The sequence below is a fragment of the Protofrankia sp. Cj5 genome, assembly GCF_917627405.1.
In the GTDB taxonomy this organism is placed as follows: Bacteria; Actinomycetota; Actinomycetes; order Frankiales; family Frankiaceae; genus Protofrankia.
In genome coordinates this window covers 1-5,897 of record NZ_CAKJTO010000182.1, presented here as the reverse complement: position 1 = coordinate 5,897, position 5,897 = coordinate 1, and the positions used below count along the sequence as shown (strand labels likewise).

Genomic DNA, 5,897 nt, shown 5'->3' with positions numbered 1-5,897 from the left:
GAGAGCGCCTGTCCGGCCACGGCATCCACATCCAGCTACACCCGCTGGGACCTCGACGATCAGTGATCGAGCCCCGGCCTCGGCGCTGGCCGGAAGAGCCGGAGAACCGAGAGCCGAAAGCCGAAAGCCGAGAGCCGACACGCACCGTCATCGCGGTATTGCCGGCCCGCCGTCCACCGGCCCGCCATCCGCCGGCCCGGCCGGTTGCCACCTCTCGTGATGGATCGCCTGCCGCAGGACGCGGCGGTATGCCCAGTTGTGCCGCTCCAGGTCGGGGACAACCTCATGATGTGTCACCGGCCCCAGGCACAGCCAGGCGACCGGCCGGATACCGGCGGGGATACCGAGCAGCCTGCGCACGACCTGTTCACGGTAGAACGACACCCAGCCGACGCCGAGGCCTTCGGCGGTCGCGGCCAGCCACAGATTCTCGATTGCCAGACACACCGAGTACAGCCCGGTGTCCGCGATGGCATGGCGTCCCAGGACCGCCGGCGCGCCACGCCGCGGATCATAGGTCACCACGACGGACAGCGTGGACTCCAACACTCCATCGATCTTGATCGGGGTGAAGCGGGCAGCCTGGTCCGCGGTCAGGGTCGCGGCGAAAATCGCCCGCTCCGCCTCAACGTGATCATGAAATGCCCGCCGGGTCCGGATGCTCTCGATCACGATGAAGTCCCATGGCTGGCTCAGGCCGACGCTGGGTGCGGCATGCGCCGCCGCAAGCACCCGCTCCAGGACGCCCGGCGGCATCGGCGCCCCAGTGAACTGGGCACGTACATCCCGACGCCGACTGATCACGTCGTAGAGATCTACCAGCATGGCAGGACTCCCACCGACCGACCACCCGACCAGCGGGTGGCACACACGCGAGACCGGTCTTCAGACTCTCGGATCAACCTCTACCGCCCGGCCTTCACCGGCTTCCCGGTCCTCCCCGATTCCCCAGGACACCTCGCGAACGATGCCGTCTCGATCATATCCGCCACCCAAAAAACCGATCATGCTCCTCAATGGAAAAAGTAATCTTCATCAACGCGGCCAGAACAATCACGATGACCTTCCTCGTCGCCCTCCCGTACCGCCGTGCCGCCGCGCGCACAGATCGTCCCGGTGCGCATCGGTAACTTGTATTGACAACGATTGTCACATCCATGAGGCTGGCATGTGTCCTGATCGCCTCTGCCCAGGAGGTCCCGTGTCTCTGACCGTCTCCCCGGAACTGCTTGCGCAGGCTGAACACGGCAGCGTCGACGACGATGCCTTCCTCGCCTGCGTCCGCGCGTCCCTGCCCTACGCCTACGGCCTGGTCGAACGGCTCGCTGGCGAGCTGCCGGCCGCGGACCGTGACTTTGTCGACAACCAGGTGCCACCGGCGGATGACGCCGAGCAGGGGCAGCTGCTGCGGGCGCTGGCAAGCACCGCGATCCGCGGCGCGCTGGAACGCCACTTCGGGGTGGCCCTGGCGTTCCAGAACTGCCATCGGCTGGCCGCCTTCCGCCCACCGGCGGTGGCCAGCGAGCAGTACCGGCGGTTTGTCTCGGCGGAAAGCCAGGTCCTCAACCAGCAGCCAGGATTCGTCAACTGCTGATCGGCGCCGCCCGTCCACCGGATGTGCGGCACCAGGCCCTAAGAGCGCCCGAGGATAGGACTGTCCGGCTCACGGCTCCCCGCATCCCGCCCGGCCGCGTTGTCGTCAGTCGGCGCCCACCACCAGGGCGCCTTCCTCCTCCGCCTTGCCGGACCGGGCACGGATGAGCCGCTCACTGATCGAACGCCCTATCCTCGGGCGCTCTAACGGTCGAGGAGCGGCGAGGGCGCGTTGCACCCGCGACGGTCCGCCCCGCGGCTGTCCTGGCTCCCGCCCTCACCGCGTCCTCGGCCGCGTCCTCGGCCGCGTCCTCCGCCGCGTCCGCGGCGAGCGCCCGCACAGCCCGGCGCTCGCCGCCATGCCCGCGCTCCCGCCAGCGGGATCGACAAACCAAACTGACGATCATCTACCACTGTTATCTTCCGGACGTGCCAGCAGCCGAGCCCGATGAGGACACAATCACAGCGTGGGCGCTGGCGGCCGGTGCCGGCGACCCCGCGGCGCAGGTCGCGTTCATCCGGGCGACCCAGCGGCAGACCTACCGGTTCCTGCTCCATCTCACCAACGCGAACGACGCCGAGGACCTCTGCCAGGAGACGTACCTGCGGGCCGTGCGTGCCCTGCCCGCCTTCGCCGGGCGTTCGTCGGCCAGGACATGGCTGTTGGCGATCGCCCGCCGGGTGGTGGTCGATCACATCCGCGCCGCCGTCCGCCGGCCGCGCGTGGCCCCCAGCGCATACGCGGCCGAGGCCGAGGCCTCCAGCGGCGGGGCGTCGTCGCTCGAGGACGCGGTCGTCGTCCGCCAGCTGCTGCGTGGCCTGCCGCTGGAACGGCGTGAGGCGTTTGTCGCCACCCAGCTGCTCGGGCTCAGCTACGCGGAAGCCGCGCAGGTGTGCGGCTGTCCCGTCGGTACGATCCGCTCCCGGGTCGCTCGTGCGCGGATCGACCTGGTGGCCGCCTTTCATGATCGCAATGATCCGCCCCGATGGCTGGAAGCGACCAGCTGACCGGGGAACTATTCACCGTCCCGCCGACGACTGACACAGCATCAGGCGCGGGAACAGGGGTGGGGTGGGCCATGGCCGGCAGGCGCTGGTGGGTCGCTGTGGGAGTCGCGACCACGGCAATGGCCTCGTCGATGCTGTCGCTGTACGCGGTGAGCGCGCTCGCGCCCTCCCTGGTCGACGATCTCGGCCTGTCCCGGACGAGAGTCGGTGAGCTGGTCACGGCGACGTTCGCGGTGGCAGCCGTGCTGTCCCTGGTCGCCGGCCATCTCGTGGACGTCACCGGAGCACGCCGTGGCTTGGCCGTCCTGAGCGCGGCGGTCACGGCCGCGCTGGCCGGTGCGTCGTTCGCCGGCTCCTACGCCGCTCTCCTCGCCGTCCTGGCGCTCGCCGGCATCGGGCAGGCGCTGGCGAATCCCGCCACAAACGTGCTGCTGGCACGAACGGTTCCGCCGGCACGGCGGGCGCTGGCCATCGGGCTCAAACAGTCGGGTGTCCAGCTGTCGGCGTTCGCCGCCGGGCTGGTGCTGCCGGCCGTGGCGCACACGATCGGCTGGCGGGCCGCGTTACGGTGTGCCGCGATCGTCCCGATCATCCTGCTGGCGCTGGTCTGGCGGACGGTCGACGCGGACAGCCGGCCGGTGTCCGGGCAGCAGGCGGCGGGCCGCGCCGCGCGCCCAGCGGGCACCGCGCGCGGCTCCTGGTGGCGCTGGTCGCGGCCGTCGACGTGGCTGGCCTGGCTGATGGCCTACTCGGCGCTGCTCGGCACCGCCCTGGCGGCCGTCAACACCTACCTGCCGCTGTACGCCTCACAGCGGCTCGGCCTGGGCGGCTGGGCGTCCGGGGCAGCCCTCGCGGCTTTCGGACTGTCCGGGCTGTTCGGACGGATCACCTGGACGAGATGGGCGGACCGGATGCCGGAGGCGACCATGCTTCTTGGTTCCCTGTCCGCGGCGGCGGCCGTTTCCGTGCCGCTCGTGTGGCTGGCCGCACCCGTCTGGCCAGCCCTGGTCTGGCTGGGGGCGGCTGGTATCGGGGGAACGGCCACCGGTGCCAATGCCGTGTCGATGCTGGCCGTGGTGCGCCGCGGCGGGGCGACCGGCCACGCGTCCGGGCTGGTCTCGCTCGGCTTCTTCAGCGGTTTCGTGCTGGGGCCGACGGTGTTCGGCCTGCTCGCGGACTCGTTCGGTTACGGCTGGGCCTGGCTGTGGGTGATGCTGGTGTTCGCCGCGTCCGCCGTCACGGGGTCGTTCATCACCGGGAAGGCCGAGCTCCGGCCCGCGGCCATGTCGTGACCAGACCCGGCCGCGCGCCCACAGCGCGCCCAAGGGGACAGCGCCGCCGAGGAGATCGTGCGCCCCGAGGACAAGCCTCGCCAGCCCGCGGGCCGTATGTCCCGTGATTTTCATGTCCAGTCACTTTCATACCGCGGGAACTCAGTGCGCACGGGATCCGACTACTGACATGTGACCAGGCCTGACGGCAGCGGATGCGCTGGGGAGCGTCGGTGTGATGCCGGCGTGATACCGGCGTGATGTCGAGTAGTGACGGTGCGGCGCGGGACCGGCGATCCGTCCCGGCTCCGCTGGCGGGCATCACGGTGCGTGGCAGGCCTGCCGGCCCCGCCGAGCGGCTCGTCGTACGGCACCTGTGCCAGTTGGGAGCGATCGTCGAGCCGGCCGAGCGATCGACGATCGCCGGACCGATAACGGTCACATGTCCACAGCTGCCCGCGATCCGTTGCGCCCTCGACTGGACGGACACCACCGGCACCCGCCTGGACGAGGGAACCGCCCAGGCCGCGTACGGCCTGATGGCCGTGCACGGCCGCGCCCGTGGCGGGCCGCGGCGGCTCCGGCTCGACTACGTGAGCGCGGCGGCCGGTGTGCTCGCCGTCCAGGGGGTGCTCGCCGCGGTGCTCGCCGGGCTGCGGGGCATGCCGGTCGAGGCCGTGGAGGTGTCCGTGGCGGGCGCGGCGCTGGTGACGGTCTCGCAGTATCTGGCGGCCGGCAGCGTCGTCGAGCCCGATGACGCCGAGCCCGATGAGGCCGAATTCGATGGCACCGAATTCGATGGCGCCGGGCCCGGCCCGGCCGCGGGGGTGCCGCCGCCTTTCGTCTCGGCCGACGGAGTCTGGTTCGAGATCGAGGCGCTGGACCCGGAACCGTGGCGTTGTCTGTGGTCGGCGTTGGGCGTGGACCCGCGGCCTGTCGCACGCGGCTGGCGCGCGTTCGTCCTGCGGTACGCCAACGCCAGTGCCCCGCTGCCGGCCGATCTGCACGCCGCGACCCGGGTACGCGGCTACGACCAGCTCCGGAGCGCGGCCGCGGCGGCGGGGCTGGCTATCCTGCCGCTGCGTGGCCACACCCAGCGGATGGCGGACTTCGCCCCGTCCGGTCGGGTCGGTCCGCCGTGGGCCATCCGCGCGTTCGGTGTGCCCCCCGAGGCGGGCCAGGCACCACCGGGCCTCCCGGAGCTGTCGGCCGCGGCGGCCCTGCCGCTGGCCGGGCTCACCGTCGTCGAGGCCGGCCGGCGTGTCCAGGGACCGCTGGCCGGGCACCTCCTCGGCCAGCTCGGCGCCGAGGTGATCCGGATAGAGCCCGTCGGGGGTGACCCGCTGCGCGGGATGGCGCCGACGGTCGGCGGCTGCTCGGCCCGGTTTCTGGCGCTCAACCGGCACAAGCGTGTCGTCGAGGCCGACCTGCGCTCATCCGGCGGCTGGGCGGCCGTGCGGGACGCCGTGGCCGGTGCCGACGTGTTCCTACACAACTGGGCCCCGGGCAAGGCCGCCGGCTTCGGACTGGACTCGGCCGACTTCGCCGGGATCCATCCCGGCCTAGTCTACGCCTACGCCTCCGGATGGGGGGATGTGCCGGTCGACGGCTCGCCGCCCGGTACGGACTTCCTGGTCCAGGCGTACGCCGGCTTCGGTGAGCAGCTGCGCGCCCCGGGCGAGCCGCCCGCCGGCTCCCTGATGACCCTGCTCGATGTCCTCGGCGGCCTCGTCAGCGCACAGGGGGTGCTGGCCGGGCTGGTGGCCCGGGTCCGCGGCGGCCGGGGGCAGCGGGTCGACAGTGATCTGCTGGCAGCGGCCGGCGTGCTCCAGGCACCGTTGATCGAGTCCGGTGGGACGCCCGGCCGGCTGCCGGGGGCGGCGGCCGGGCAGCTGCCGGTCGAGCCGCTGCTGGTCGAGCCGCTGCCGGTGGCCGACGGGCACGTGATGCTCGCCGCCGGCTCATCCGCCGACGTCCTCAGCCGGGCCACCGCGGCCGCCAGCCAGCAGGCGGCCGCGCAGGCGC

General features: G+C 72.0%; 5 protein-coding genes. 4 read left to right on the top strand and 1 reads right to left on the bottom strand.

Going from position 1 to position 5,897, the window contains the following annotated elements; genetic code table 11:
• Positions 1-147: 147 nt before the first annotated feature.
• Complete coding sequence (gene bluB, locus MJ777_RS22075) at positions 148-825, bottom strand: 5,6-dimethylbenzimidazole synthase (RefSeq protein WP_239313304.1); 678 nt, start codon at positions 823-825, stop codon at positions 148-150.
• A gap of 376 nt (positions 826-1,201) precedes the next feature.
• Between bluB and MJ777_RS22070 the strand changes: the two genes are divergently transcribed.
• The 4 genes from MJ777_RS22070 to MJ777_RS22055 form a co-directional block, all read left to right on the top strand.
• Positions 1,202-1,594, top strand: a complete 393-nt coding sequence (locus MJ777_RS22070) for an SCO5389 family protein (protein ID WP_239346540.1) — start codon at positions 1,202-1,204, stop codon at positions 1,592-1,594.
• Positions 1,595-2,022: 428 nt separating this feature from the next.
• On the top strand, positions 2,023-2,601 hold the full coding sequence (locus tag MJ777_RS22065; protein ID WP_305039437.1) for a sigma-70 family RNA polymerase sigma factor: 579 nt from the start codon (positions 2,023-2,025) through the stop codon (positions 2,599-2,601).
• Complete coding sequence (locus MJ777_RS22060) at positions 2,580-3,893, top strand: MFS transporter (protein ID WP_239377670.1); 1,314 nt, start codon at positions 2,580-2,582, stop codon at positions 3,891-3,893. The genes MJ777_RS22065 and MJ777_RS22060 overlap by 22 nt, the downstream gene beginning before the upstream one ends.
• Before the next feature lie 239 nt (positions 3,894-4,132).
• The coding region (locus tag MJ777_RS22055; RefSeq protein ID WP_239377669.1) for a CoA transferase at positions 4,133-5,897 on the top strand (1,765 nt) is incomplete at its 3' end.